22 protein-coding genes are annotated in these 26,947 nt (G+C 47.6%); 11 read left to right on the forward strand and 11 right to left on the reverse strand.

Features of this window, described 5'->3' with window-relative positions; all coding sequences use genetic code 11:
- Positions 1 to 162: 162 nt before the first annotated feature.
- Positions 163 to 1,614 carry an NADP-dependent isocitrate dehydrogenase gene (locus Q1V85_RS24615; protein WP_300604688.1) on the reverse strand — a complete coding sequence of 484 codons (1,452 nt, stop codon included), beginning with the start codon at positions 1,612 to 1,614 and terminating at the stop codon, positions 163 to 165.
- A 217-nt stretch (positions 1,615 to 1,831) separates the two neighbouring features.
- Between Q1V85_RS24615 and apaG the strand changes: the two genes are divergently transcribed.
- The 4 genes from apaG (at position 1,832) to Q1V85_RS24635 (ending at position 5,189) form a co-directional block, all read left to right on the forward strand.
- Positions 1,832 to 2,218 (forward strand): Co2+/Mg2+ efflux protein ApaG, encoded by a 387-nt coding sequence (gene apaG, locus Q1V85_RS24620; RefSeq protein ID WP_300604691.1) that lies wholly within the window; start codon positions 1,832 to 1,834, stop codon positions 2,216 to 2,218.
- 88 nt (positions 2,219 to 2,306) lie between these two features.
- Entirely contained in the window at positions 2,307 to 2,915 is a 609-nt protein-coding gene (locus Q1V85_RS24625; protein WP_300604693.1) for a 2'-5' RNA ligase family protein, read from the forward strand.
- 361 nt (positions 2,916 to 3,276) lie between these two features.
- Entirely contained in the window at positions 3,277 to 4,386 is a 1,110-nt protein-coding gene (locus Q1V85_RS24630; RefSeq protein WP_300604695.1) for a PA0069 family radical SAM protein, read from the forward strand.
- A 314-nt stretch (positions 4,387 to 4,700) separates the two neighbouring features.
- Entirely contained in the window at positions 4,701 to 5,189 is a 489-nt protein-coding gene (locus Q1V85_RS24635; protein WP_300604698.1) for a ribonuclease H-like YkuK family protein, read from the forward strand.
- A gap of 112 nt (positions 5,190 to 5,301) precedes the next feature.
- Here Q1V85_RS24635 and Q1V85_RS24640 read toward each other — a convergent pair whose 3' ends face one another.
- The gene (locus tag Q1V85_RS24640; protein WP_300604700.1) at positions 5,302 to 6,345 is read right to left on the reverse strand and encodes a fatty acid desaturase; all 1,044 of its coding nucleotides are present in this window, start codon (positions 6,343 to 6,345) and stop codon (positions 5,302 to 5,304) included.
- 155 nt (positions 6,346 to 6,500) lie between these two features.
- Here Q1V85_RS24640 and Q1V85_RS24645 point away from each other — a divergent pair, with 155 nt between their 5' ends.
- The 5 genes from Q1V85_RS24645 (at position 6,501) to Q1V85_RS24665 (ending at position 12,522) form a co-directional block, all read left to right on the forward strand.
- The gene (locus Q1V85_RS24645; protein ID WP_300604703.1) at positions 6,501 to 8,201 is read left to right on the forward strand and encodes an NAD+ synthase; all 1,701 of its coding nucleotides are present in this window, start codon (positions 6,501 to 6,503) and stop codon (positions 8,199 to 8,201) included.
- 354 nt (positions 8,202 to 8,555) lie between these two features.
- Entirely contained in the window at positions 8,556 to 9,557 is a 1,002-nt protein-coding gene (locus Q1V85_RS24650; protein WP_300604706.1) for an AAA family ATPase, read from the forward strand.
- A gap of 108 nt (positions 9,558 to 9,665) precedes the next feature.
- On the forward strand, positions 9,666 to 10,550 hold the full coding sequence (locus tag Q1V85_RS24655; protein ID WP_300604709.1) for a DUF58 domain-containing protein: 885 nt from the start codon (positions 9,666 to 9,668) through the stop codon (positions 10,548 to 10,550).
- Between the two features lie 14 nt (positions 10,551 to 10,564).
- Positions 10,565 to 11,527 carry a hypothetical protein gene (locus Q1V85_RS24660; protein WP_300604712.1) on the forward strand — a complete coding sequence of 321 codons (963 nt, stop codon included), beginning with the start codon at positions 10,565 to 10,567 and terminating at the stop codon, positions 11,525 to 11,527.
- A complete protein-coding gene (locus tag Q1V85_RS24665; RefSeq protein ID WP_300604715.1) occupies positions 11,524 to 12,522 on the forward strand; it encodes a VWA domain-containing protein in 999 nt (332 codons plus the stop codon). Before Q1V85_RS24660 ends, Q1V85_RS24665 begins: the two co-directional genes overlap by 4 nt.
- Before the next feature lie 94 nt (positions 12,523 to 12,616).
- Here Q1V85_RS24665 and Q1V85_RS24670 read toward each other — a convergent pair whose 3' ends face one another.
- A complete protein-coding gene (locus Q1V85_RS24670; protein WP_300604718.1) occupies positions 12,617 to 13,096 on the reverse strand; it encodes a hypothetical protein in 480 nt (159 codons plus the stop codon).
- 177 nt (positions 13,097 to 13,273) lie between these two features.
- Here Q1V85_RS24670 and aqpZ point away from each other — a divergent pair, with 177 nt between their 5' ends.
- Positions 13,274 to 13,987, forward strand: coding sequence for an aquaporin Z (gene aqpZ, locus Q1V85_RS24675; RefSeq protein ID WP_300604721.1), 714 nt, complete (start codon positions 13,274 to 13,276; stop codon positions 13,985 to 13,987).
- Between the two features lie 413 nt (positions 13,988 to 14,400).
- On the opposite strand, the gene Q1V85_RS24680 is transcribed toward aqpZ, so the two are convergent.
- From Q1V85_RS24680 to kdpB, 7 genes are all read right to left on the reverse strand, one after another.
- Positions 14,401 to 16,647 (reverse strand): tetratricopeptide repeat protein, encoded by a 2,247-nt coding sequence (locus tag Q1V85_RS24680; RefSeq protein ID WP_300604724.1) that lies wholly within the window; start codon positions 16,645 to 16,647, stop codon positions 14,401 to 14,403.
- 185 nt (positions 16,648 to 16,832) lie between these two features.
- Positions 16,833 to 17,510: a deoxyribonuclease V gene (nfi, locus tag Q1V85_RS24685; RefSeq protein ID WP_300604726.1), complete on the reverse strand. Its 678-nt coding sequence runs from the start codon at positions 17,508 to 17,510 to the stop codon at positions 16,833 to 16,835.
- A gap of 264 nt (positions 17,511 to 17,774) precedes the next feature.
- Complete coding sequence (locus tag Q1V85_RS24690; protein ID WP_300604729.1) at positions 17,775 to 19,502, reverse strand: ATP-binding protein; 1,728 nt, start codon at positions 19,500 to 19,502, stop codon at positions 17,775 to 17,777.
- Between the two features lie 35 nt (positions 19,503 to 19,537).
- Positions 19,538 to 20,647, reverse strand: coding sequence for a sensor protein KdpD (locus tag Q1V85_RS24695; RefSeq protein WP_300604732.1), 1,110 nt, complete (start codon positions 20,645 to 20,647; stop codon positions 19,538 to 19,540).
- 12 nt (positions 20,648 to 20,659) lie between these two features.
- Positions 20,660 to 21,760 (reverse strand): porin, encoded by a 1,101-nt coding sequence (locus Q1V85_RS24700; protein ID WP_300604735.1) that lies wholly within the window; start codon positions 21,758 to 21,760, stop codon positions 20,660 to 20,662.
- 113 nt (positions 21,761 to 21,873) lie between these two features.
- The gene (kdpC, locus tag Q1V85_RS24705; RefSeq protein WP_300604737.1) at positions 21,874 to 22,422 is read right to left on the reverse strand and encodes a K(+)-transporting ATPase subunit C; all 549 of its coding nucleotides are present in this window, start codon (positions 22,420 to 22,422) and stop codon (positions 21,874 to 21,876) included.
- Positions 22,423 to 22,501: 79 nt separating this feature from the next.
- Entirely contained in the window at positions 22,502 to 24,583 is a 2,082-nt protein-coding gene (kdpB, locus tag Q1V85_RS24710) for a potassium-transporting ATPase subunit KdpB (RefSeq protein WP_300604740.1), read from the reverse strand.
- A gap of 187 nt (positions 24,584 to 24,770) precedes the next feature.
- Here kdpB and Q1V85_RS24715 point away from each other — a divergent pair, with 187 nt between their 5' ends.
- Positions 24,771 to 25,124, forward strand: coding sequence for a four helix bundle protein (locus Q1V85_RS24715; protein WP_300604743.1), 354 nt, complete (start codon positions 24,771 to 24,773; stop codon positions 25,122 to 25,124).
- 118 nt (positions 25,125 to 25,242) lie between these two features.
- On the opposite strand, the gene kdpA is transcribed toward Q1V85_RS24715, so the two are convergent.
- Positions 25,243 to 26,931, reverse strand: coding sequence for a potassium-transporting ATPase subunit KdpA (kdpA, locus tag Q1V85_RS24720; protein ID WP_300604746.1), 1,689 nt, complete (start codon positions 26,929 to 26,931; stop codon positions 25,243 to 25,245).
- Between the last annotated feature and the right edge of the window lie 16 nt (positions 26,932 to 26,947).

Below are 26,947 nucleotides of genomic sequence, written 5' to 3' on the forward strand. Positions count from 1 at the left end.
TGCGAATCAGCGGCTTTTATTCAGCACTTAAAAACCGGATGGCAATGCTGTGATGCGCATGCCGCAGAAGCGTAGATTGGGCGGGGACGAATGCGAAGAAACCATCAGCAGCCCGCGGGCCGGTGATGGTTTCTTTCTGTATATTCCTGACTGTATTAAGCCTTATTGTCCCTGTGCCAGGCTGTATGCTTTTTTGCCATCCCATTCGTTGAGCAGTTCCAGTGAACAGATCTTAAAGTCGCCGCTCAGGCTCACATAAAGACCGATCACATCCTGCTGTGTCAGCGGATGGTTATCGATGCTTTCAAAACGCACATTGTACTGGTTCACCAGGTTGGTATACACCGAGCCCGTAGGCCATACCTGCGTACCGCGGTTGCTTACGTTTACAATATTGAATTTTACCCCGGCATGGCGCTGACATTTCTTGGCGATCACTTCAGGTAGTTCCGAACTTTCGATAAACATATCAACACCTGCGATTTTTTCCTGGCTGGTTTCTTTCGACTCCAGCATCACGTTTTTATCCAGGTGCAATACAGTACAGGAGCTGGCTACGTCCGCCAGGTCCGGCTTGGCGTTCTGCTCCGGCTTTTTGCCCAGGTTGGCAATAACCGCATCGGCAAACGCTGTGGTGTTTACCGAAGGAATGGATTTATCGCCAAAATCGCCAGTGTGCACGCCCTGTTCCAGTGTGTAAAGCAAGGCATTTTCGATCTGGCCCGCCTTTTCCAGTAATCCCAGATGGCGCAGCATCGCAATACCGCTTAATAACAATGCGGTTGGATTGGCGATATTTTTACCGGCAATATCCGGAGCGGTTCCGTGTACGGCCTCAAAAATGCAGATATGATCGCCAATATTTGCAGAAGGGGCAAAGCCCAATCCACCCACCAGGCCGGCGCAAAGATCCGATACGATATCGCCCTGCAGGTTGGTCAGTACCACCACGTCAAAATTATTGGGTTGTACCACCAGCTTCATACAAAGATCATCCACGATCACATCATCGGCTTTCAGCTCAGGGTATTCTTTTGCTACTTCGTAAAAGCATTCAAGAAACAGACCATCCGTGATCTTCATGATATTGGCCTTATGCCCGCAAGTAATCCTGCGCGCATTTTTCTGACGGGCCATTTCAAAAGCATAGCGGATCACCTGCATACTCCCGGGCCGGGTAATGAAACGGCGGCTCAGGGCCACATCATGCGTCAGCATATGTTCAATACCGCCATAGGTATCTTCGATGTTTTCGCGTACAATTGTGATGTCAATCGGAATACCCGCCTTGCTGAAAACGGTATCTACACCATGCAGGGTCTGAAATACCCGTTTATTCGCATAAGTATTCCAGGTTTTGCGGGCGGTAACATTAATGCTTTTAACGCCTTTTCCTTTGGGGGTTTCCATCGGTCCTTTAAATAATATACCCAGCGCTTCGATGGTCTTTTTTGCGTCATCCGTCATCCCGTTATTAAAACCTTTGTCAAATACCCATTTGCCCATATCCACATAATCGTATTCCAGGGGTACATCAGCGGCTTTAAAAATTGTGATCACTGCGTCCATTATTTCCGGACCGATACCATCGCCTTTTGCTACTGCAATTTTCATGAAGAAATTTGATTTACTTTTTATGATTTGATGCTGGTTGAATTGACTACCTTGTTAAATATTATTGGGTTTCAGACTATAATAATTTATTACCTAAAAAAATTAAATAGGTGAATCCATTTAACAAGCTCAATAATGCTGCAAAGGTAGGAGAATCTGCTTCCATAATAAATGGGAAGACCGTTAAAAAATGCTATATTTACCAAAACTCCCGTAAATGAGCAGTTTAATTTCGGCAGGTATTCATGTAACTGTGGAAGTATTCTTTCAACCGGAATACAGCAATGCATTGCAGTCTGAATTTATGTTTGCTTATCGAATTACCCTGGAGAACTACAACCCGTTTTCCGTAAAATTATTGCGTCGCAGCTGGTATATTTTCGATAGCAACGGCAGCTACCGCCAGGTGGAAGGAGAAGGCGTGGTGGGGGTGCAGCCGGTGCTGACGCCCGGGGAAACCTACCAGTATATGAGCGGGTGCAACCTGCGTTCGGAGATGGGAAAAATGAAGGGAAACTACGAGATGGAAAATCAAAACAGCCACCAGCTTTTTTCCGTAGAGATCCCTGAGTTTGAGATGATCGCTCCGTCAAAATTCAATTAAAAGTCCTTCGGGATTTTTTTTGAAATAAATTGCTAAAAATATTAGCTATTTATAGCTAAAGATATTAGCTTTGTGTAAAACTGTTTTTATGCAAGCGATAGAATCTGTAAAAGCGGTGGCCGTTGCTGAATACCTGTTGTTGATTACACCCCATGAGGATCTTTTCAACCGGATCCGGCTGGAAAAGCAAGCTTTTTTTGAAAAGTACAAAGCCCCGGAAGCAGTCCGGGGAAAACCGCATCTTACACTGGTGCGGTTTACACAGTTTGAAGGAGCGGAAGAGCGGATCCGTCAGAAACTCCGGAACAAGGCGGCCGAATGGTTGCCTTTTTATGTGGAGCTGACCGGTTATGGAAGTTTTCCGTCACACACGATTTATTTGAATGTGGCCACAAAAACCGGTATTCAAAGCCTGGTAAAAAGTATCCGGACGGATAGCCAGACGTTGATGAAGATGGACAAGGATAACAAGCCGCATTTTATCCTGGAACCGCATATCACCATTGCCCGGCGGTTAAAGCCCTGGCAATACGAAGCCGGGTGGCTGGAGTACCGGAATAAAAGTTTCAGCGGAAAATTTATGGTCAATGCGATGACACTTTTAAAAAGGGCCGATGAAAACACGCCCTATAAAACGGTAGAACGTTTTGTATTTGCCGGCCGGCCTTTGCTGCCAAAGCAGGGAGTGATGTTTTGAATTTGAGAATTTGAAAATTTGAAGATGTGTAAATGTGGAAATAGGCAATAGTGAATCAATGTCGTTTCCTTAAAGCCGCAGATGCGCAGATTTAGTATCGGCTTTAACGGCAGTAATGTCGCGGAAAAGCGCCGCAGGCGCAATCAGCGTATCTGCGGCAACCATAAAAATTGCTTGGGGAAACGGCATTGAATCGTGAATGGGGAACAGAGTGGTGGGCATAAAACGGAACCGAACCTGGAACCTTTATTGGAATTTAATACAGATAGATTCGTTGGTGAAAATGGGATTGCCCATCGAGGTAGAAACGGATCTAACCTTAAACTTGAAACGTTAGACCTCGAACAAAAAAAACGCTACCATGGAAAAGAAATTACAGCAGGATCATTTTAAAGTATCCGTTTCAAAAAAAGAAGAAGCGCAGCAGTATCTGCAGGGTCGGGGTGCGCAGATCAATACGCCCAACCGGTTCCTTAAAAATGAAAAGGTAAAGGAACATATCGAAGCGATCGACGATTGGGAAGAGGCGAATGTGCCTACGCAATACCTGGAACAGGAAGCCAAAACGATTGTGAATAAAGTGGAAAGCCCGGATGTGGGCATGGGCTATAGCATGAACGCCTACGCTGGCTGCGAACACGGCTGCATTTATTGTTATGCCCGTAATGTGCATGAATACTGGGGCTATAGTGCCGGGCTGGATTTTGAACGCAAAATCATAGTAAAGAAAAATGCGCCGCAGTTGCTGCGCAAACAACTGATGCATCCCAAGTGGGAGCCCATTCCGATTATGCTGAGCGGGAATACGGATTGCTATCAGCCAGCCGAAAAAAAATACCGGCTTACCCGCGGCCTGCTGGAAGTATGCAATGAATTTAACCAACCGGTAGGGATCCTTACCAAAAATGCGGGCATCCTGCGGGATAAAGATGTATTGCAGGAAATGGCAAGGAAAAACATTGTTCGGGCAATGGTTTCCATTACATCGTTTAATGAAGACCTGCGCCGGGTAATGGAACCGCGCACAACGACTGCATTACAACGCTTAAAAGTGATCGAGGAGCTGAGTAATGCGGGGGTAACCATGGGCGTTATGATGGGCCCTATGATCCCCGGACTGAATGAGCACGAAATGCAGCGTATTATGAAGGCTGCTTCCGAACGGGGTGCCACATTTACGGCCTATACCTTTATCCGGCTGAATGGCGCCATCAAATTCCTGTTTCATGACTGGCTGTACAAAAACTTTCCCGACCGGGCAGATAAGATCTGGCACCTGATCGAACAAAGCCACAACGGAACCGTAAACGATTCCCGCTGGGGGCTCCGCATGCGCGGCGAAGGAAGTATTGCACAGATCGTGGCGCAGCAATATGCCAAATACGGTAAGTTGTATCATATGAATGAGGGCGAAACAGGGATGGATCAGCGCGCCTTCCGTCGCCCCGGGCAACAGGGCACTTTATTTTAATGGTAGGCCTCCTTCGTCCTTGATCTGTTATCCGCAATTAACTACATCGTTGAAAGACCCAGGTTTATCTAAAGGGATGGCTGATAATAGAAAACTGTGACTGATAACTGAAGACTGATCGCTAAAAACTGATCGCTCCATATGACTCAAATATTAAGCGCATCATATAGTTTTCCACATATTTCAGGGGGAGGTGGAAAATATTTTTTATTTCCGACCGGACAGATTTGATAATTTTCTGAAAATTTTCCAATTGAAGAAGTTATGAGCGGGGGATCGCGGTGTGTTTCATAAACAGATAAAACCAGATTCATATGCACAATAAAACAAAACAATGGAGGAAACTGACCGGTGAACGCATTACTACTTATATCGAGGACGAACTGATGGGCGTCATCCAGCGTGAGCGCCAGGCGGGCAGCCAGCTAAAGGTATGCATTGGTACCGATAGCCAGGTGAAGGGGGCCGACACCGAATTTGCAACGGCCATCGTCTTTATCCGGAAAGGGCGCGGGGGCTTTATGTACCTGAATAATGAAACAACAAGGGAAAAAATGAGCATCCGTCAGCGCATGATGGTGGAAGTGGCGCGCAGTATTGAAGTGGCATATGCGCTCAGTGGTGTTTTTAATACCCACCAGGTAGACATGGAAGTGCATGTAGACATCAATACCGACCCGATGTATAAAAGCAACGATGCGCTCAAGGAAGCCATTGGTTATATTACCGGAATGGGATTTGCGTTTAAAGCCAAGCCTGAAGCGTTTGCAAGTTCCTGCTGCGCCAATAAGGTGGTACAGTAACCGCTGTTCCAGGTTTAAAGTTCAACGTTTAACGTTAGATCCATGGAATACTCAATGTGCACTCCAATTTCCACATTTCCACATCTTCAAATTTTCAAATTCAACCTGGAACCTAAACGATCTGCCGGGTGCGCTCTTTCATAAGCGCGATCGCCTGCTCCCGGGTCTCAAACATATTGTTGATATTTACCAGGTTATCTGCAAGCTTATTGTATCGTTTGGTCATCAGGTAAATAAAAATATGCAGGTAATGAATGCCATCAAACACAATGGCTTTACGCGCGGCAAAATCATCTTTCCGTTTCAGGAACTCACCCGGCATTTCCGTATAATGCAACCCCGGGCGCAGGTGGTGGATGATATGATAACCGTCGTTCCAGCAGGTTTGGTTATAGGCAGTGTTGATACAATTGATGGAATTGGTATAGAGGTTCTCCGGATCCGTGTGATCAATAAAGGAGTGCTGGGTCCAGTTGCCCAGCATCATCACAAAGCGGGCAAACAAAAGCGGAACAATAAATACCACTAACGTAGCTTTAAGGTTCACAAAACACATAAGGATACAAAATATCAAATAAGTGATCTCTCCAAAAGTGAGGCGTCTTGCAAGCTTGTTGCGGTTGCGTTTGGTGAGGTACTGAAAGGTATCTTTTACTCCCGTAAATATGAAGTTAAAAAAATAAGCAAAAAAACTTTGCAGGCTGTCCCGTTGATAGCACATCGTGCTGCTGTCATCGTGTTCGTTATTATTCTCTACATGGTGCATGCCCATATGATGACTGAAATAGCCTTCCGGTGCATGCCCAAATAGCGGACAGAGGATCCAGGTAATGTAATTATGTGCTGCCTGCTGGAACTTAGGCTTGAACATTTTCCGGTGACAAAGACAATGGAACATCAGCCCGAACCGCCCCTTAAAATAAAGCTGGGCCATGTAAAAATAGGGAATAGCTACTGCCCACCAGATCCAACCGCTGAACAAGGGCGTAAAAAGCAAAATGGCAGGGGGAACAACCATTAAATGGATGATCGTTAACAGCCGGATAAACGGGAGATCCCTTTTGTCATTCATCCTTTTCAGCCAAAAGCGCTCATAAGCGTTAAAAGATTCCCTCGACTGATATACTGGATCAGTCAGTTCCGACAACGTTTTCATACCTGGATTTTTAATTTTCAAAAAAAGCAGCAGGGCAATATAAGTAATCTTTTCCACCGGGGCGAAGCAAATTGTCTATAGAGAATGTTAAAGTATATTTAGCTTTATTCTTTGTTCTCATAAGGTTACATTTGTAACTATTAATCAGATATTCCATGAGAATTGCTTTAGCGCAACAGAATTATCATATCGGGAATTTTGAAGTGAATACGGAAAAGATCATTGCGGCCATCCTGCAGGCAAAGGAGCAACAGGCGGATCTTGTGGTGTTTACAGAGTTATGTGTGTGCGGGTACCCTCCCCAGGATTTTCTTGAATTTGATGATTTCATTGCAGCTTGTGATGCAGCGGTGCAAACGATTGCTACCCATACTAAGGGTATTGGTGTATTGATCGGGGCTCCCTGCCGCAATGAAAAAACGGAGGGGAAGGACCTGTTTAATGCGGCTTTCCTGCTGGAAGACGGGGCGGTTAAAGGAGTGGTACATAAAACCCTGCTGCCGAATTATGATATTTTTGATGAGTACCGGTATTTTGAACCGGCAGATCAATGGACCGTACTGGAATTCAGGGGAAAGAAACTGGCGGTTACCATCTGCGAGGATATCTGGAATATGGGAGATAACCCATTATACCGCATAACGCCGATGGATAAACTGATCGGGCAGGAGCCGGACCTGATGATCAATCTTTCCGCATCTCCTTATAATTATGCCCAGGATGTAGTGCGGAACAGTATTGTGAAGGCGCATACCCTCAAGTATGGAATCCCCATGATTTATTGCAATACCGTTGGTTCCCAGACGGAAGTTGTATTTGACGGAGGAAGCCTGGTTTACGACAATGCGGGCAACAAAATAAAAGAATGCCGGTATTTTGAGGAAGATTTTTATGTAGTGGAACTGGATGCACTTTTCGCAAATTCATCGGTCGCCGCAGCGGAAACGCCCATATTTTTTTCAGCATCAGCCGTGGGACTGGGCAAGAATACACTGCAATACCTGTCGGATGAAAAGAACATAGAAGAGATCTACCAGGCGCTGGTACTGGGCATCCGGGATTATTTTACCAAGATGGGCTTTACCAAAGCGATCCTTGGAGCATCCGGGGGGATCGATAGCGCGCTGGTACAGGCATTGGCGGTAGATGCGCTTGGAAAAGAAAATGTTTGGGCCATCTTAATGCCTTCACAATACTCTACCGGGCATTCGGTGGAAGATGCGGAACAACTCAGCCGCAACCTGGGCAATCCCTATCATATTTTTCCGATAAAGAATATTTATGATGCCTTTCTGAAAGAACTGGCACCTGTGTTTCAAGACCTGCCGTTTAGTGTAGCAGAGGAAAACATCCAGAGTCGCAGCCGCGGCAACCTGCTGATGGCATTGTCGAACAAATTCGGACATATTTTATTAAATACCTCCAATAAAAGTGAACTGGCAACCGGTTATGGGACCTTATATGGCGATATGGCCGGAGGCATTGGTGTGCTGGGGGATGTATATAAAACGCAGGTATATGCCCTGGCGCGGTATATTAACCGGAATGGGGAGGTCATCCCCGAAAATATTATTACGAAGCCCCCTTCTGCAGAGCTGCGCCCGGGACAAAAGGACAGCGATAGCTTACCGGACTATGCAGACCTGGATACGATCCTGATGGAATATATTGAAGGCCGGAAAGGCCCGCGGGAGATTGCAGCAATGGGGTATGATGCGGCATTGGTTGACCGGATCCTGAAGATGGTGAACCGGAACGAATATAAGCGGAAACAATTCTGTCCGATCATCCGGGTAAGCTATAAGGCTTTTGGACCGGGTAGAAGAATGCCGGTGGTAGGGAAATATTTATCCTGAACAAAACCATTCATAGAAGCGATGCTTTAAAATCGACGATAGCATTCCGGCAGGTTATTTGCAGAAAGGAGGGGGAGTGAGGGGAATAGGCAATGGTGAATGGGCAATAGTGAATCAATGTCGTTGCCTTAAAGCCTCAGGTGCGCAGATTTGGTATCGGCTTTAACAGTGACAATGTCGCCGAAAAGCGCCGCAGGCGCAATCAGCGTATCTGCGGCAACCATTAAAATTGCTTAAGGAAACGGCATCAAATGGTGAATAGGACGTAGGGAGAATACTAAGGACGGAGTGGATTGAATGCTAAAGGCTGAATGCTGATAGCTCAAATCTCGAATCTCAAATCTCAAAATAATTATGGCAAAAACAGGAGAAGAAATACGGCTGCTAAATGAAAAAATAGTCGGAGCCGGCTATTTTGTAGATGCATTACGCAAAGAGATCGGTCAGGTCATTATAGGGCAGCATCATATGCTGGACCGCTTATTGATCGGATTGTTAAGCAACGGGCATGTGTTGCTGGAAGGGGTACCGGGCCTGGCGAAAACGCTTACGATCAAATCCCTGGCTACCGCTATCCAGGCCGATTTTAACCGCATTCAGTTTACACCAGACCTGCTGCCGGCGGATGTGATCGGAACACTGATCTATAACCAGCAGCAAAATGAATTTGTGGTACGCAGGGGCCCCATCTTTGCAAATTTTATTCTTGCAGATGAGATCAACCGGGCGCCCGCTAAAGTGCAGTCGGCACTGTTGGAGGCGATGCAGGAGCGGCAGGTGACCATTGGCGATCATACCTATAAACTGGATGATCCTTTCCTGGTACTGGCTACCCAAAACCCGTTGGAACAGGAGGGAACGTACCCGCTGCCTGAAGCCCAGGTAGACCGCTTTATCATGAAAGTGATCGTACGTTACCCCGAAATGCAGGAAGAACAGCTTATCTTAAGACACAATGTTCAGGGAGAACGGCTGCCGCCGATCCGGCCGGTAGTAAATATCCAGGAAATTTTGGATGCCAAAAGCCTGGTACGCGACATTTACCTCGATGAAAAAGTAGAACGGTATATCCTGGATATTGTATTTGCTACCCGGTACCCCGGGCGTTACCAGTTAGACAAGCTGACGCCGCTGATCTCCTATGGAGCGTCGCCTCGCGGAAGCATCAACCTGGCACTGGCCGGGAAGGCGCAGGCCTTTTTAAACAAACGGGGCTTTGTGATTCCGGAGGATATCCGCAGCGTTATTTATGACGTACTGCGGCACCGGATCGGACTTACTTATGAAGCAGAAGCAGAAAATATCGCAGCGGAAAATATAATTGATGAAGTGCTGAAAGCGGTGAATGTGCCGTAGGGGGAAGGGAGAAGTGAATGGTGAATAGGGAATGGTGAGCAGTGAATGTTCTGATAACTGATAACTGACGACTGATAACTGAAGGCTGAAGACTGAAAAAAAAGATCATTGCGGACACGTGAGGAAATATTAAAAAAGGTACGGGAGCTGGAGATCAAGAGCAAGAAGCTGGCAACAGAATTGTTCTCCGGTGAGTATCATAGTGCCTTTAAGGGTAAGGGGATGTCATTTAAAGAGGTGCGGGAATACACACCAGGAGATGATGTGCGCTTTATCGATTGGAACGTATCAGCGCGGATCGGGCATCCTTACAGTAAGATCTTTGAAGAAGAACGTGAGTTGACCGTGATGTTACTGATCGATATCAGCCGGAGCGGTTTGTTTGGTACTTCTTATGGACGTAAACGGGATGTGGCGGCGGAAATTGCAGCGGTGCTCTCTTTTTCGGCGGTAGCCAATGCCGATAAAGTAGGCGCCGTGTTCTACAGTGATAAAATCGAAATGTACATTCCCCCCAAAAAAGGGAGACAGCACGCTTTATTCATTGTAAGGGAAATGCTGGGGGTAGAGCCTACGGGTAAAGGAACCAGTACCGCCACGGCCATCCGTTTTTTGACCAATGCGATGAAACAGGGATGTATTGCATTTGTGCTGAGCGATTTCATCGATGCCAATTATGAAGATGCGCTGCGCGTGGCCGGTAAAAAACATGACCTTATCGGGATCAAATTATACGACCGGATGGATAAGGAGTTACCCGACGCCGGACTGATACAACTGATGGATGCAGAAACGGGAGCGCTTCAGTGGGTTGACTCTGGAAACGCTTATGTGCGCCGGAAGTATGAAGAGGAATTTTTCCGGATCACGGCCTATTGTGCTGCGGTTTTTAAAAAGGCGAACAGTGATTTGTTGCACCTGAAAACCGGGGACGATTATATTCATGTATTGCGCCGTTTTTTTAAGAGCAGGGTTAAAGGCAGTATTAAATAAAGAGCAAACAACGGATGTTTAAGAAAGGAGCCTGGATTATTGGGGTATTGTATCTGCTGACAGTGGGGCTGAATGCTTCGCTTTACGCACAGGGGCTTTCGGTTGCCGCATCCGTAGATAAAAATAAAATATTGCTGGGAGAGCCGGTGTTGCTGACCCTGGAGATCCGGGCGCCGGCGGGCATGAAGATCCAGCCCTTGAAACTGGATAGCATTCCGCATTTCGAATTCCTATCAAAGGACAGTATTGCAAAAGAAGATACAGACGGTCAACAGGTGCTCCGGCAGTATTTCCGGATCACCAGCTTTGATTCCGGACGCTGGGCCATTCCGCCGATCGTGCTCAGCCCGGAAGCAAAAACGGCATCCATCTTAATGGATGTGGTGTTTACTGATCCCTTTGATCCCAGCCAGCCCTATCATGATATACAGGACATCCGGTCTGTACCCTTTAAACTGGGGAAACAGTTTGAAAAATGGTGGTATATGGTTGCCTTGTTATGTGTAATGATCACATTAGTGGTTTACTGGATGACGGGCGAAAAGAAACCCCGGGCGGAGGCAAGGGTGTACAAAAGTGCTTATGCAAGGGCTAAACAGCAACTGGAGGAGTTGAAAGCGTCACAGGTGCCGGAGAACCGTTTTTATGCCCGGTTGGTAGAGATCCTGCGGGCTTTTTTATCGGAGCGTGCCGGGGTGAACTCCTTACACCAGACATCAGGAGATCTTGTTGAAAAGATAAAACCGTTGTTTACGGACGAACAGCTCTACCATAGCCTGGAACAGGTATTATCGCTCTGCGACCTGGTGAAATTTGCAAAATATGATCCCGAAGATGCAGAAGCGCAGTCTGCCTATGAGGTGATCCATAAGGGGGTCGATCATATCGAAGAAGGGATCCGCCATGCAGTCCGGTCAAAAAAAGAAGAGCGCCCGAACCCGGTAAAAGAGTCCGGCGAAGTGATCCATAAAAAATGATTTACGACTGGTTTCAAAATATAAAGTTTATCTGGCCGGAGAATTTTATTTTCCTGGCGCTGATCCCGTTTCTGATTGCACAATATATCAAGAACGGGAAACGGGGGAAAGGTGCCATTCTTACCTCTGGCCTTCAGGCCAAAATACCAGGCACCTTCCGGACGCGGTTTCGTCACCTGCCGTTTATATTGCGTTTGATCGGGATCGCTTGCCTGGTAACGGCACTGGCGCGGCCCCAGCACCAGCAGGACTTAACCCGTAGTGAAGGCGAGGGCATCGATATTATGCTGGCAATGGATGTAAGCGGAAGCATGTTGACGCAGGACATCAAGCCCCGGCGGTTTACAGTAGCTAAAGAAGTAGCCATCGAATTTGTAAAAAGCCGGCCGACAGACCGGATCGGGCTGGTGATTTTTTCGGGAGAGGCCTTTACCAAAGTGCCCCTGACACCCGATAAAGCCACCTTGCTGGATCAGCTGATGCGGTTAAAAGTAATGGACGATGGCTACCTGGAGCCGGGAACCCTGATCGGGGAAGGGCTGGCTACAGCAGTCAACCGCATCAGTAAGGGCAGCAGTAAAACGAAGGTGGTTATCTTATTAACGGATGGCAAAGAAGATGCACCACCCACCCGTATCATTGATCCGGATATGGCACTGGAGATTGCCAAGGCCAATAAGGTGCGGGTATATTGTATCGGACTTGGCGTAAGCGAATTTACCGAAGAGCAAATGGCCTCCGGCGTACGCAATTTCCTGGATGAAGACCTCTTAAAAAAGATCGCTGGTCAAACCGGTGGTCAATACTATCACGCGGTTGACAAAACCTCCCTGCAGGCTATTTATAACCAGATCGACAAACTGGAGAAGACAAAAGTGGAGATCATTCGTTATAAACAAACAGAGGAAATGTTCCTGCCACTGGCGCTTGCGGCACTGGCGTTTTTACTGATCGAAGTACTGCTGCGGTATACCTGGTTTAAACGGTTCCCTTAATATGGTCGTTTTTCTCCCCGAGGGTGGCGGAGATAACTGTTGAAAAGAATCATCGGCGTGGATCCGCGAAAAAGATCTGCGCAAATCAGCGGGATTATTTTCCCGCAGATGTCGCAGATAAGTATCGGAGAAAATAAATAGCATCGATCAATGAAAGATATCCGCGTAGATCAGCGGGCTGATTTCCCCGCAGATGGCACAGATAGTGCTGAAAAGAATAATTGGCATTGGTCGGTGAAAAAGATCTGCGCAAATCAGCGGGATTATTTTCCCGCAGATGACGCAGATAGTGCTGAAGGGAATAATTGGCATTGGTCGGTGAAAAAGACCTGCGCAAATCAGGGGGATCTTTTCCCGCAGATGTCGCAGATAAGTATCGGAGAAAATAATTAGCATTGATCAATGAAAGATATCCGCGTAGATCAGCGGGCTGATTTTCCAGCAGGTGGCACAGATAGTGCTGAAGGAAGTAATTGGCATTGGTCGGTGAAAAAGATCTGCGCAAATCAGCGGGATCTTTTCCCCACAGATTATCGCAGATAAACGCTGAAAAGAATAACCGGTAGAAAAGCATCCGCGTAAAAAAAGTCAGGGCATCCCGGTTTATTTTATTTTTAAATAAAGAGGCATTTATTGGAACAATTCCGGAGTTTTGGTATCTTCAGGACGTGTTTTATGACTATAGTAGGGGGCAGCCCCGTGCCGATGGTGTTTTTTAACCTTGTTTATTCATCCTTAAAACATAAATCATATGAAAGTAACTGCTGTATCAAAGTTCTTTGCAGAACTGATCGGAACCATGGTATTGGTGCTTATGGGATGCGGAAGCGCTGTAATTGCCGGCGCAGATGGCACAACCGGCGTTGGCTTGCTGGGGATTGCCTTCGCCTTTGGATTAAGCGTGGTGGCAATGGCCTATGCGATCGGACATATATCCGGTTGTCATATTAATCCTGCGATCTCTATTGCCATGGTGGCAGCAGGACGTATGAAGGCTGGTGAAGCGGCCTACTATATTCTGGCACAGGTCATCGGTGCCATTATCGGTGCCGCCATATTAATGGCCATCGCAAGCGGGAAAGCGGAGTACATGGGCGGATTGGGGCAAAACGGATACGGCGATTTTTCCCCACAAAAATACTCGCTTCAAAGCGGTCTGATTGCAGAGATCATCTTTACATTTATCTTTCTGCTGGTGATCCTCGGATCTACTTCAACAAAAAATATCCATGGAGGCTTTGCAGGCCTTAGTATCGGGCTTAGCCTGGTGCTGATCCATATTGTGGGCATACCCATCACTGGTGTTTCTGTGAATCCTGCACGTAGTATTGGACCGGCCCTGCTCAAAGGCGGGGAAGCCTTAAGCCAGGTGTGGTTGTTTATCGTAGCGCCTATTGCTGGTGCTATCCTGGCGGCCATCGTATGGAGTTTGTTGCTGGAACGACCCGAGCAGAAAGCCGCCTGATCAAAAAATGCGATGCTCCCCGACCTCCGGGGAAGCTAAATAGTGTAAGCAGCAGCACTGTACCGTGAATGGTATGGTGCTGCTGCTTATTTGTTACCGGCAAATGAAGTGTGTGCTGAAACTGTAATACCGATTGGATATCCGTAATAGACCAATTTCATTGGCCTAAACGGCTATCTCATCGGCATTATACGGGAAAATATCGATCTAAGTTATAATTCACTTTCGTATAAGTTGTGTTGGCATATTGGTGTAATCTGCTGGTTTGCTGGGCAATTGTCTCTATGGGTCGCCCTGTCGCGTGAAAACAAAGAAGCAGCCAATATAATAAAAGTTACCGGAGGCGCCAATGCTGTTGGGCAAAATGTAATACCGGCAATGTTAAAGAATACTCAGTTAAGTACTTATACTTCTTACAACATGCCCAACTGCTGCCAGAGCTGGAAAAAGCGCTGATCGCCCGGGTAATAGCGTTTAAGAGTTTCTGCATAAGGCCTGGCTGCAGCCGGGTTATGCTGTTGCAGGTGCAGGACACAAAGGCCATAGTTGATGTCTGCATCCGAAGGTGCCAGTTGTAACCCCTTCAGATATTGCTGTTCCGCCTCTTTATATTGTTGCCGCTGTTGTAATAGAATAGCATAGTTATAATACACCCTTGGATTGGGGGTTTTGAGTTCAATGGCCTTCTTCAGGCTTTTCTCAACATTATCGGGCTGGTTTAGCTCATTATATAACAGGGCTAGATTAAAGTAAATGCGGTCATTTTTAGGATCAACGCGGGCGGCTTCTTCCAGTGTTTTCAATGCTGCTTCATTATTGCCTTTAATATTGTAAACGGTTGAAAGATTCAGGCGTGCATAGTTCATCTGGTTGTCTTTCTGCAATCCTTTCAGGTAAAAGGACTCTGCCTTGTCATAATTCTTCAGCTTTAAATAATAATCAGCAGCCATGATGTTACCGGAAGCAAAATCTGTCTGGTAAAGCACATGGTCGTTGAGTTCGGCCAGTGCGTTGGTGTAACCTGCTCCCAGACCGGCGATCAGGTCAGCATCATTGGCACCCAGCACCAGGTTCGCCGCAGCGATGCGTACGGCCCTGACTTTATCGGTAAGCATTTCCTGGATGGCATCCCGCCAAAGGACCGGGGCAAAATTATTTAAACCGGTAACTGCCCGGTAGCGTACCTGGGCGTCCTTGTTATGCAGCTCCCGCAATACACCTGCAACCGGGTTATCACCCCCCTGAACACCAGATAAATAATGTACTGCTGTGGCCTGGATGATGGGCGGGGTAGCCGTATCCTGTATCAGCTTGATCAGGTGGGCCTGGCTGCCGGCATCCATTTTACTACCGGGGATCAGGTCTTCTGCAAAATGATAAGCGCGTGTGGGGCCATACCATTTATTGACAGCAGTTGCTGCCCAGGCAGCCGATTGATTGGTATGACAGTTATTGCAGGCGTTGGGCGTGCCATATTTAACGGAAAGATCAGGGCGGGGCACCCGGAAGGTATGATCATGCCGCCAGTCGTTGCCCATATAAAACTTGCCCGGCATATGACAGTTCTTACATTCGGCTCCTGCAGTGTTCACCGCATGAAAGGTATGCGTTGGTGCATCGTACTTTTTGTCGTGGCATTGCAGGCAGGCCCCATTGCCGGCAATCAGTAATTTGCCGGTATGCGGGTTGTGACAGTTGCTGCATTTTACCCCATGCTTGTACATTTTGCTTTGCAGGAAAGAAGCATATGTATAATCTTCATCATCCGCCTGTCCGTCAGCATGAAAGAATTCAGTAGAAGGGATCTCGGGAATATAGTCATCCATGATCTCGTTGCTGTTCTTGAGGTTGCCGCTGATATTACCTTTGCGGGCATGACAGGGGAAACAGGTCTGGATCTGTGCGAGCTGGCTACTGTTTTTGGGCGCCCGCAGGTAGGATCCAGCCTGTTTGGTTCCGTGTTTATAATCATCGCCGTTCACATAGTCAATATGCTGTTTGGCGGGTCCGTGACAAGCCTCGCAGCTTACGGTGAGCACGCTGTAGGTGGTATTGTAGCTATCGGTTTCGGTGTTGTAGTTCTTTTTTAAATTGGTACTATGGCATTCCGCACACATCGTATTCCAGTTTTGCCCGTTACCCGTCCAGTGCAGCCAGTCGTTGGCCGCAAGTTTCTGACCGGCATACTGATGAAACCATTTTTTGTCTTTGCTGTTCCAGGATTGCCGGGTGGCCTGCATGCGGCCCCTGTCAAATTCTACCAGGTATTGTTGCAGGGGATAGTATCCAAATGTGTATTTGATCTCGTAGTCGTGGTTCTTTCCGTCCGGCCCCTCCGTATTGATGAAAAATTTGCCATCCCGTTTAAAGAATGAAGAGCTGACACCATCAGCGGAAAAGGAAGCATTATTAAAATTACCCAGAACGGTAGAATCATTCGCCGGCTGCATGGCTTTGAAATGATCCGACAGCTGCCATTGATCGTGTTCGCTTTTATGGCAGCTGATACAGGCGGCGTCTCCTACATATTCATTGGCTGTTTGCTTTTCCCCGCTTTTTTTATCCGGTTGTGAGCAACGTACAATGATCAGGCTGCCCAGGAAAAAGAACAGGATCGAAGAAAGCACAAGAATAGTCTTTTTGTGATGCATCCACCTCATAAGGAACAAATATAAGTATCCGTTGGCAGTTATCGGTCTTCAGTTATCAGCTTTCAGTCTTCAGATTTCAGCCTGGTAGCCATTAAATCTGAAATCTGGAGCTGGAATCTCAAATCTCAAGTCCCGAATCTGAAATCTCAATGCTGAAAGCTGAAGTCTAATAGCTCAATGCGGATGACTGATCGCTAAAGGCCGCCCTTTACCCGCTCCTGGTTTACCAGCATATGGGCCAGCCGTGTTGGCTCGGGAATGCGGTATTTACCACAGCATCGGGTAATGATTTCCAGGCTTTGCTCCATTCCCACCTTATGTCCGGGTGATACAAACACCGGGTTGCAATTGGGTTTGGTACGTAAAACGGCGCCGATCTTCTCTTGTTTATCCCATAAAGGCGACTGGTCAAAACGGTGATTTCCCGGTTCCTGGTACACGCCTGTAAGACGGGTTTTGGCACAGCCGATGGTGGGCTGGTTCATTACAAGACCAAAATGCGTGGCAATGCCCAGCCGCCGGGGATGTGCAATACCATGGCCGTCCAGCACCAGTACATCGGGTTTTAAGGTCAGTGCTTCCCATGCCTTCAACAACGCCGGAACCTCCCTGAATGCTAGCAGCCCGGAAATATAGGGGAATGCCACCGTACAGGTAACAGAAGCATGTGCCTGTACCACCATTTCGGCGTACTTCAGTACTACAATGCCTGCATACACGGTCGTTTCAAATTTATTAAAGGAGATGTCTGCACCGCCAATATACCGGATGGGTTTGGTAAGCGGGCTAAGGTCTATTTTTTTGCGTAATTCCTTTTGAAGGGCGACAGCCTCAGAGGGAGTGAGGTTGTCATAAAATTCGGGTGTAATCATTTATTAAAGGTACGCATTCGCAAGGACCCGCCGGTAAACAGCGAGAAAAATCAGTGTAAATCAGCGGGAAAAAGATTCCCGCAGATCACACGGCTGCAGCGTGGAAAGAGGCGGCCATCAGCGAATATCAGCGGAAAAAAATCAGCGTAAATCAGCGGGAAAAAGATTCCCGCAGATCACACGGCTGCAGCGCAGAAAGAAGAAACCATCGGCGAACATCGGCGAGAATATTTGCGTAAATCAGCGGGGAAAAACCGTCGCCGGTTAATTATTGTTTGCAACCGGCAGGGTTACAATAAATTCCGTTCCTGCGCCAAACTCACTATGTACTCCAATGGAGCCTCCCTGTGCTTCAATCAGTTCTTTGCTGATGGAAAGTCCCAGGCCGGTGCCTTCTTTTTTAGAGCCGGGGATCCTGAAATAGCGATCGAAGATTTTGTCGAGATAAAAAGGCGCGATACCCTGTCCATGATCTTTAACAGAGAAAAGAACTTCTTCTTTGCTGGCCGCAACGGTTACCACAACCGGACTGTTTTCATGACTGTAACGGATGGCGTTGGAAATGAGGTTGCTGAAGATCCAGGCGGTTTTATCAGCATCTACATTTAAAAAGGGCAGGTCGGCGGGTAGCTGAACCTGTATATGAATATTCCGGGAGGCCGCTGCCGTTTCGTTGATCTGCAGGGCTTTTTGAATCAGCTCCTCGGGCCGGCATAATATCGGTTGTAACTGCAATTTGCCGCTTTCCAGTTGCGTTACGTTCAGCAGCTCGCTGGTTATTTTCAGCAGGCGGGCGGCATCCTCCTGTATGCTTTCCACCAGTTCTTTTTGCTCCGGATTTAAATTTCCGATGCGGTTGTTTTCGAGTAGCTGGGCGCTCATCTTTATCGAAGAAATGGGCGTTTTTAGCTCATGGGAGACGGTAGCAATAAAATTGGTTTTTGCATAATCCAGCTCTTTGAACGGTGTGATGTTTTTCAGGAAGATCACATCCCCCAGGTGCTGCGTCTCGGTTTCGCCGGTTGGTACAATACTGATCGGAATGATGGCCTTGTCGAAATAGCTTTCCTTGTTGTCTGCATATATTTTTAGCGGCTCGTGCGCGGTAACCGGTTCAAAAAAGTCCCGGATCAGCATCCGGATCAGATCATTACTTACAGCCAGATCCTGTACCGGTTTGCCCAATACTTCCGTTGGTTGGGTATTGGTAATGCGGGCGGCTTCTTCATTGATAAAAATGACCTTTTTGCTTTCGTCCAGGCCAATCACGGGCTCGTGTATATTATTGATCAGGGTTTCGATCCGCTGCTTTTCGTTCATCAGGCGCGCCAGGTTACTGTTATTGTATTCTTCCAGTTTTTGCGCCATCGTATTGAATGCTTTCGCCATATCGCCGAATTCATCCGGTTTGTCATAATAGATCCGCTGGGAATAATTTTTGGAAGTAATGCTGCGGATACTGGATGTAAGGGTTTTAATGGGATTGGAGATGGCACCGGGAAGGTTAAGCAGCAGGGTAAAGGCAATAATAAAACAAAGCGTGCCGCTTACGGCAATCCACACAATGGCCTTATCTGCCGTTTTCCCCGCAATGGCACTTTTTCGCTGAATGGCCTGCATGTTTAAGAGCATGATGTCTGCAAGGTCCTTACGGATCTGGCGGGTCAGGAAAGAATCTGCGGGCCCGTTTTTGATCCGTTCAAAATCGGCATTGACGCGGTCTGTTGCCTCCAGTTCATTGGGCTCCGTGATGTTTTCTTTCTGCCGTTTTAACTGAACTTCAAATTTTTGCTGTATATGGGGCGACTGGATGCCTTCGTCCAGCGCCAGTAACATTTCCCTGGAATATGATACGGAATTGTAATTCGCCACCAGGATGTTCTTGGTGTCTGCCGAAAGCCGGTTGATATAAATGCCGGAAAGAATGGCCAGGAAGGCGACCAATGCAAAGAGCGCACCCAATGCCAGCACCAGTTTTGTTTGAATACGCATTTCTTAATTTTTATACATCAACAAAAATAACAACCTTAACTCAGGATCACTAGGTCGATCTGGCTGTCGCTTAGTTTCTTTAAAAGATTGCTGAAAATATTGGTGGCGGCAATGACCTGCATTAGACTCAAATGGGGCTTGCCGATACAAATAGTGGTGATTTTCCGCTCTTCGGCCTGTTCTACAATTGCTGCAGCAATGCGGTCCGCTTTTATCTTAATGATCTCTGCGCCCAGTTCCGTAGCCAGCTGAAAATTATTGATGAGGTACCGTTGTTTATCCAGCCGGATCTTATCGGCGCTTTCCGCCGGTGTTTCCACATACAATACATACCATTTGCTGTGGTAGTAATTCGCCAGGCGGGCGGTTTTCCGGATAACGGTCTTGGATGTTTTTTCATTGCTGCTGATACAGGCCATAAAGCGTTCCTGTTGCAGCGGAAGCTTTACTACTTCGGCTTCTACTTTCCGTTCTACGGCAGAAGCAACTTCTTTTAGCGCCAGTTCGCGCAGCTGCAGGATATGGTCGTGTTTGAAAAAATTATTGAGCGCTGATTGGATCTTGTCACTTTTATAGATCTTCCCTTCTTTCAGACGGGTGATCAGCTCATCGGATGGCAGGTCAATGTTCACTACCTCATCGGCTTCCTTGATGATGCTGTCCGGTATCCGTTCTGTTACATTCACGCCAGTGATCACCAGTATATCCTCGTGCAGGCTTTCAATGTGCTGAATATTCAGGGCTGAGATTACATTGATGCCCGCATCGAGGATATCCCGAACATCCTGCCAGCGTTTGTTATTGCGGCTTCCTTCTATATTGGTGTGGGCCAGTTCATCTACCAGCACCACTTCCGGCCGCAGGTTGATGATGGCGTCCGTATCCATTTCTTCCAGTTCCTTGCCCTTGTAAAAGAGCCGCCGGCGCGGAATTTCGGGAAGGCCTTCCAGCAGGGCATGGGTTTCTTCGCGGCGGTGGGTTTCAATATAACCGATGCGCACATCGATACCGTTGCGCAGCAGTACATGGGCTTCCTGTAACATCCGGTATGTTTTGCCCACGCCGGCACTCATGCCGATATAGATTTTAAACCGGCCCCGTTTATTTTTTTGAATGAGTTGTAAAAAATCAGCTGCTGCGTCCATGGTGTGGTTTATTTAAAAAGAAAACGCCAGTGCGCTTGTAATTGCGAAGTTATTATTTGATGGAAGATCCCCGTTTAAAAAGATCGGATCACTGCTGTTAAAACCCCGGCCTTCGATCCGCCATACAAATTGTTCAGTGATCTTTCGGTCAATGTTGAGGGAATAGCCCCAGGTCTTAAATCCGTTTAGATTACCGGTGGTAATGATCACCCCGGCCGGGTCATTAAAATATTCGCCGCGTAAGCCGATGTTCCATTTTTCATTGAACCAGCTGGCGATCACCACCGGTGTATACCAGGTATTATAGCGATTGCGTTCGGTTGCCCACTGTTCCATGCCGATATCAAATCCCAGGGTTAATGAAACATGGGGCGAGAGGAGGAACTGCCCATACAGATCGTGGAAATACCGCATCTGCCGGATGCTGTCCGGTTTGTCATTGCCGATAAATGAGCTGCTGTTGAGCGTTACCTTATCCGAAGGCTTAAAGGTAAGCTGGTGACCAAATGCCGGGGTATTGTTCCCCTGTACCCGTTCAATGCGTTGCCAGCCATTCATGACCAAACCGCTCAGATACCACTTGCCATTGTCGGAGGTGTAGGAAAGACGGGCACCCGTTTCAAAATAAGGCGAATTGTCTGCGGCAATGCTACGGGTCAATGTCTGACGGTCTTTTCCAATAGCGCTTTCCCAGCCGATATGGGAAGGCAGGATACCTGCATCGATCCAGAGGTTGCGTTTTTTTGAGAGTCTGACACCGGCATTGGCCTCATAAATATTCTTTAACCCGTCTTTTTCAGCGGTCATATTATCGTTGCTGTAACTGCCGGCCATCAGCCCGATATTTCCTCTTGAACGTTCCGTGGTATAGCTGGCTTTAATCAGGGCCAGATTGATGCTAAAAGTATTATGGCGGTTGTAGCTGTACAGAAAAGGCTGGCGGATATGATGACCGGGTTTGCCGAGATCATAACTGTAAAATGCTTCGCCATAACCGCTGACGGTTAGGGATGTTGCAGTAGTATCCGTTTGCGCCATTGCTTTTTGAAATGCGGTAAACGGAGCGGTAAGCGCCAGCCAGATGATACTATTGCGGATTGCTCTGCTGTTCATACGTGTTGTTTGCTTGTTGTTTTTGTTCCCGGTGACCTTGCGGGTCCCGGCGACTCCTCTTTTGCAAAGGGGGGGGGCGGGAGCGCAGGTGCCGGTCATGGGGTTAATAGGCATTAATGGTTCAATTTGTCAAGGCCGATATTCAACTTCAATACATTTATTTTCTGAGGTCCAAATAGTGGCCGGTCGGTGTGCTGGTTTACCAGGTCCTGTATAGTCTGCCGGGATAGCTTGCGGGCCGTTGCAATACGGGCCACCTGTGCATTTGCCGCCGCAACGGAAATGTCCGGATCCAGCCCGCTGCCGCTTGCGGTAACGATATCCGCAGGAATTACGGTCCCGGGATTTTTTTGCCGGAAGGCTTCAACCCGTTGCTGTACTTCTTTCAGATAATCCGGGTTATTGGGCCCTTTGTTGCTGCCACCGCTTCCTGCGGCATTATAAGCAACTGCGGAGGGGCGGGAGTTGAAGTAAATAGTACTGTCGAAACGCTGCCCGATATTGGCATAATAGCTTTTGCCGTTGCCACCGGTGATCTTTTCTCCTTTTCCTTTTTCGGGGGTGAGCCCGGCAAAGCCGGAGAGCAGGAGCGTATAAACGCCTGCACAAAGGATTATCAGCACAAGGGTGAGGCGTATAGCGGGTATGATATGTTGTTTCATTGTTTTGTTTTTGTAGTTTGTGAGATGTTTTTAGTGAGATGTTTGGTGAAATGTTTTTAGTTAGATGTTTAGACCGGGTTTAGAAAAGCAGACCGGTCAGCAGATCGATCACTTTGATACCGATAAAAGGCACAATGATGCCGCCGAGACCGTAAATGAACAGGTTCCTGCGTAGCAGTGCACTGGCGCCAATGGGTTTGTAAGCAACGCCTTTTAATGCCAATGGTATCAGTAAAGGGATGATGATGGCATTGAAGATTACTGCCGAAAGAATGGCGCTTTCCGGACTGTGCAGCCGCATAATATTCAGCCCCTGCAGGGAGGGAATGGCGGCGATGAATAAAGCGGGAATGATGGCAAAATATTTGGCCACATCATTGGCGATGCTGAACGTGGTGAGCGTGCCGCGGGTCATCAGCAATTGTTTCCCGATCTCTACTACTTCAATCAGTTTGGTAGGATCGTTGTCAAGATCCACCATATTACCAGCCTCTTTGGCCGCCTGTGTTCCGCTGTTCATCGCTACGCCAACATCGGCCTGAGCCAGGGCGGGGGCGTCATTGGTACCGTCGCCCATCATCGCCACCAAACGGCCTTCTGCCTGCTCCTTGCGGATATAGTTCATTTTGTCTTCGGGTTTCGCTTCTGCAATAAAATCATCTACACCGGCTTTCTCTGCAATGAATTTTGCGGTAAGCGGATTGTCTCCGGTTACCATCACCGTTTTGATACCCATCCTGCGCAGCCGTTCAAAGCGTTCCTGTATACCGGGTTTAATAATATCCTGTAATTCGATTACGCCCAGTACGGTATCGTTTTGGGCTACCACCAGGGGGGTGCCGCCATTACTGGCAATCTCTTTCGTTTTAGCCAGGGTTTCCGCAGGGATGGTATTGCCGGCTTTTTGAACCAACCGGGTAATAGCATCCATCGCACCCTTGCGGATATGGACCCCATTGAAGTTTACACCGGAGCACCGGGTTTCTGCGGTAAAGGGAATGGGCGTATAACTGCTGTGTTCAGATAGGAACTGCTGCTGTGCGTGGGGAATATAGCTTTTGTCTTTAAACAGGCTGGAAGCCAGTTCCACAATGGATTTTCCCTCCGGCGTTTCATCTGCTAAAGAGCCCAGTACGGCCGCTTCCATAAACGCCTGCCCGCCGGTGTTAAGCGCAGGCCAAAAATGGGTGGCCTTCCGGTTACCGATGGTGATGGTGCCGGTTTTGTCCAGTAGCAGCACGTCAATATCGCCGGCAGTTTCTACGGCTTTACCGCTTTTGGTGATGACGTTTGCCCGCAGTGCCCGGTCCATACCTGCAATACCGATCGCAGAAAGCAAGCCGCCGATCGTGGTTGGGATCAAACAAACAAAAAGCGCAATCAGGGCGGCGATGGGAATGGGCGAATGGGCAAAATCGCCAAAGGGTTTTAGCGTGATACAAACGATAATAAACACCAGTGAAAAGCCTGCCAGCAGGATGGTAAGGGCAATTTCATTGGGCGTTTTCTGGCGGGAGGCGCCTTCTACCAGGGCAATCATTTTATCCAGGAAACTTTCGCCGGGCCTGGTGGTTACCTTCACTTTTATTTTATCCGACAACACCTTGGTACCGCCTGTAACGGAGCTTTTATCGCCTCCGGCTTCACGGATCACCGGTGCGCTTTCGCCGGTGATGGCACTTTCGTCGATGGTAGCGAGGCCTTCAATGATCTCTCCGTCGGTGGGAATAATATCGCCTTGCTCGCAAACAAAAATATCATTGAGCTGAAGGGTGGAAGAGGGAACGATGCGGATCTCATTCAGCGTCATTTCCCCAACCGGTTCTATTTTCTTTGCGGGGGTTTCTTCTCTTGTTTTCCGTAAGCTATTGGCCTGGGCTTTACCACGTGCTTCGGCAATGGCTTCTGCAAAATTGGCGAAGAGCAGGGTAATAAAAAGAACGGAGGTGATGGTGATATTATAAGCGAGCGTCCCCTGTGCGCCGTTGCCTCCGGTAACAGCAATCTGGATGCACACGCCCAGCATCACCAGGGTGCCGATCCATACGAGGAACATGACCGGATTGCGAAACATTTTTGAGGGACTGAGTTTTATAAAAGAATCCTTCAGCGCTTCGAGAAACTGGTCTTTTTGAAACAGGGATGTATGTTGCATTTTCATTGTGAGATGTTTGTGAGAAGTGGATAGTGAAATGTTTTTAGTGAGAAGTTATTTGTGAAATGTTATTAGTAAGAAGTTGTTGGTAATGTTGTTTATGAGCATTTTTTTGAGAGAATAGATCTTGGGGTAATGAAGATTATTTTGTTTTTATATTATAATTAATTATATTTGATGAAATATTTAACTTATGAAACCACACCAGAAATTAAATGCCTGGACGGGCAGCTTTGCCCTTGTTAAAGAATTGTATGCTATAACAAAAGCACTTCCTCCCGAAGAAAAGTTTGGCCTTGTTTCCCAAATACGCAGAGCCGCCGTTTCTGTTCCTGTAAACATTGCCGAAGGCGCCGCCCGGAAGAGTCCCAAGCAATTTGGATGGTTCCTGTATGTTTCGCTGGGCTCGCTGACAGAACTGGATACACTTATATTGCTTTGCGGTGCCCTGGATTTTATTCCCCGCCATGAGTGTAACCGGTTGATTGAAAAAATGGACGTCATTGGGAAGATGATTTATGGGTTGATTAAAAGTTTGGAGAAGTGATGGGGAGTAAGAAGTTGTTAGTGAGAAGTGAAATGTTTTTAGTGAGAAGTCTTTAGTGAGAAGTGGGGTTTTTGGGCTGTTCTTTTCATCTCACTTTTCACTAACAACATTTTACTATCTACCCCATCCCAAAATATTCTGCAATAGGTCCCAGGGTTAAAGCCGGGAAGAAGGAAAGTGCTGCTACGATCACGATCACTGCAAATACCATAAATCCAAAAGTGGCGGTATCTGTTTTCAGGGTGCCGGCACTTTCCGGGATGTACTTTTTGGCACCAAGGATACCGGCGATGGCCACCGGGCCGATGATGGGAAGATAGCGGGAGAGAATCAGTACAAAACCGGTGCTGATGTTCCACCAGGGAGTATTGTCGCCCAGTCCTTCAAATCCGCTTCCGTTATTGGCTGCACTGGAAGTATATTCGTAGAGCATCTCGCTAAAGCCGTGAAAACCCGGATTAGCGAGCGTGGATGCCGTTTGCGAAGGCAATGCCGCTGCCAGTGCAGTACCGGCCAGGATCAGCAGGGGATGCAGCAGTGCTACGATCATGGCAATCTTCATTTCGCGCGCTTCTATTTTTTTACCAAGGAATTCGGGTGTACGCCCTACCATCAGTCCGCTTACAAAAACGGCGAGGATAATGAATACAAAATAATTCAGGATGCCTACACCACAGCCGCCGTAAAAACAATTGGTCATCATGGCCAGCAGCATATTCATACCGCTGAGGGGCATATAGCTGGAATGCATGGAGTTGATGGAGCCGGTGGAGATGACGGTAGTAGCGATGCTCCAGTAAGCAGATGACGGGGTGCCAAAGCGTACTTCTTTTCCTTCCATCGCTCCCAGCGCAGGACTCACGCCCATGGCCGTGATGTTGGGGTTGCCGTTCATTTCCATGATGATATTCGGAATACAAAGGATCAGGAATCCGACGGTCATTACGCACCAGATGGTCCATCCCAGTTTCCTGCGGTTAATGAACTGTCCAAAAGCAAATACCATCGCAAAAGGGATCAGCATTTGTGCGATCATCTGTGTCATGTTGGTGATGTAATTCACATTTTCCAGCGGGTGTGCGGAGTTGGCGCAGAAGAACCCACCGCCATTGGTGCCCAGATGTTTAATGGGAACGAATGCTGCCACCGGACCGGTAGACACATAAGTGGTATCGCCCTGGAGGGTGATCATCTGCTGTTTTCCCTCAAAGGTCATGGGCGTATGATTCAGGATCAGAATCATCCCGATAATGATGGAGATGGGCAACAGGATCCGGGTAATGGATTTAACAAAGGCGTTATAAAAATTACCCAGGGTTTGATGCGTGCCCTTCCGGAACGCATAGAACATCGCGGCTGCTGCGGCCATACCGGTAGCAGCCGTTACAAACTGCAAAAACATCAGGTAAAGCTGGCTGAAGTAACTGACGCCAGTTTCTCCGGAATAGTGTTGCAGGTTACAGTTTACCAGGAAGGAAATGGAGGTATTAAAAGCCTGGTCCGGCGTTTGGTTGGGATTGTGATCCGGATTGAGCGGCAGCCACGATTGATTGAGCAGGATGAACATACCGAGAAAAAACCAGATCAAATTAATGACCAGCAAGGCTACCAGCTGTTGTTTCCAGTTTTGCGCTTTTTGAGGATCGATTCCGCTGAGTTTAAACAGAAACCGTTCAATGGGATTAAAAACCGGATCCAGGAAGGTGCGCTCATTGCCATACACTTTTGCAATATACCGTCCTAGAGGAAGGGAGAGCAGCAGTGTAAGAACAAACATGACGATGATGCCTAATATTTCTGTGTTCATGGTTTGGATGGAAATT

Source organism: Niabella sp., assembly GCF_030150205.1.
Classification (GTDB): Bacteria; Bacteroidota; Bacteroidia; order Chitinophagales; family Chitinophagaceae; genus Niabella.

Excerpts from the sequence above, each read along its gene's own strand:
- Q1V85_RS24615 (WP_300604688.1), bottom strand. The coding sequence starts at position 1,614 with ATGAAAATTGCAGTAGCAAAAGGCGATGGTATCGGTCCGGAAATAATG.
- apaG (WP_300604691.1), top strand. The coding sequence starts at position 1,832 with ATGAGCAGTTTAATTTCGGCAGGTATTCATGTAACTGTGGAAGTATTC.
- Q1V85_RS24625 (WP_300604693.1), top strand. The coding sequence starts at position 2,307 with ATGCAAGCGATAGAATCTGTAAAAGCGGTGGCCGTTGCTGAATACCTG.
- Q1V85_RS24630 (WP_300604695.1), top strand. The coding sequence starts at position 3,277 with ATGGAAAAGAAATTACAGCAGGATCATTTTAAAGTATCCGTTTCAAAA.
- Q1V85_RS24635 (WP_300604698.1), top strand. The coding sequence starts at position 4,701 with ATGCACAATAAAACAAAACAATGGAGGAAACTGACCGGTGAACGCATT.
- Q1V85_RS24640 (WP_300604700.1), bottom strand. The coding sequence starts at position 6,345 with ATGAAAACGTTGTCGGAACTGACTGATCCAGTATATCAGTCGAGGGAA.
- Q1V85_RS24645 (WP_300604703.1), top strand. The coding sequence starts at position 6,501 with ATGAGAATTGCTTTAGCGCAACAGAATTATCATATCGGGAATTTTGAA.
- Q1V85_RS24650 (WP_300604706.1), top strand. The coding sequence starts at position 8,556 with ATGGCAAAAACAGGAGAAGAAATACGGCTGCTAAATGAAAAAATAGTC.
- Q1V85_RS24660 (WP_300604712.1), top strand. The coding sequence starts at position 10,565 with ATGTTTAAGAAAGGAGCCTGGATTATTGGGGTATTGTATCTGCTGACA.
- Q1V85_RS24665 (WP_300604715.1), top strand. The coding sequence starts at position 11,524 with ATGATTTACGACTGGTTTCAAAATATAAAGTTTATCTGGCCGGAGAAT.
- Q1V85_RS24670 (WP_300604718.1), bottom strand. The coding sequence starts at position 13,096 with ATGCTTTTCTACCGGTTATTCTTTTCAGCGTTTATCTGCGATAATCTG.
- aqpZ (WP_300604721.1), top strand. The coding sequence starts at position 13,274 with ATGAAAGTAACTGCTGTATCAAAGTTCTTTGCAGAACTGATCGGAACC.
- Q1V85_RS24680 (WP_300604724.1), bottom strand. The coding sequence starts at position 16,647 with ATGAGGTGGATGCATCACAAAAAGACTATTCTTGTGCTTTCTTCGATC.
- nfi (WP_300604726.1), bottom strand. The coding sequence starts at position 17,510 with ATGATTACACCCGAATTTTATGACAACCTCACTCCCTCTGAGGCTGTC.
- Q1V85_RS24690 (WP_300604729.1), bottom strand. The coding sequence starts at position 19,502 with ATGCGTATTCAAACAAAACTGGTGCTGGCATTGGGTGCGCTCTTTGCA.
- Q1V85_RS24695 (WP_300604732.1), bottom strand. The coding sequence starts at position 20,647 with ATGGACGCAGCAGCTGATTTTTTACAACTCATTCAAAAAAATAAACGG.
- Q1V85_RS24700 (WP_300604735.1), bottom strand. The coding sequence starts at position 21,760 with ATGAACAGCAGAGCAATCCGCAATAGTATCATCTGGCTGGCGCTTACC.
- kdpC (WP_300604737.1), bottom strand. The coding sequence starts at position 22,422 with ATGAAACAACATATCATACCCGCTATACGCCTCACCCTTGTGCTGATA.
- kdpB (WP_300604740.1), bottom strand. The coding sequence starts at position 24,583 with ATGAAAATGCAACATACATCCCTGTTTCAAAAAGACCAGTTTCTCGAA.
- Q1V85_RS24715 (WP_300604743.1), top strand. The coding sequence starts at position 24,771 with ATGAAACCACACCAGAAATTAAATGCCTGGACGGGCAGCTTTGCCCTT.
- kdpA (WP_300604746.1), bottom strand. The coding sequence starts at position 26,931 with ATGAACACAGAAATATTAGGCATCATCGTCATGTTTGTTCTTACACTG.